The organism is Nocardia amamiensis NBRC 102102 (genome assembly GCF_001612745.1).
Taxonomy (GTDB): Bacteria; Actinomycetota; Actinomycetes; order Mycobacteriales; family Mycobacteriaceae; genus Nocardia; species Nocardia amamiensis.
Map to the genome: position 1 here is coordinate 1 of NZ_BDBA01000478.1, position 576 is coordinate 576.

The 576-nt window shown below is 64.9% G+C and carries 1 protein-coding gene; it reads right to left on the reverse strand.

Annotated features, from left to right (window positions below):
- On the reverse strand, positions 1 to 576 hold a 576-nt coding region (locus NA4_RS38505), incomplete at both ends, for a condensation domain-containing protein (protein ID WP_157129611.1).

The following is a 576-nucleotide window of genomic DNA, read 5'->3' on the forward strand; positions in this document are numbered from 1 at the left end:
CAGGCAAATCCAGCTTCTCCGGCAGGTCCGCCAACCGGTTACGCCAGAACCCGATCTGACGAGCCAGAATCGAATCCGGATCGTTCTCCTCGCCGAGGGTTTCGCGTTGCCACAACGTGAAATCCGCATACTGCAACGGCAACGGCTCCCACCCCGGAGCCGCGCCTCCCACACGAGCCGAATACGCGGTCATCAAATCCGCGGTCAACGGCAGCATCGATGAACCGTCCCCAGCGATGTGGTGCACCACGCACACCAGCACGTGCTCGGTCTCGCTCAGGCGCAGCAGACGCAACCGGATCGGCGGGGCTGCCGTGACATCGAAACCTTCACCCACCACCGCCGCTGTGGCCTCGAGGATCTCGGCTTCGGCGAGCTCCATAACGGGCAGCTCCGGCACCACACCCGGCTCCGAAACCGCATGCACCCGTTGGCTACCCACACCGTCGTGCTCCGGATAACTGGTGCGCAACACCTCATGCCGCGCCACCAGATCCCCGATCGCCGCGCGCAGCGCAGCCACGTCCAACGCACCGCTCAACCGCACCGCCAGCGGAATATTATTGCTCGCGCTCG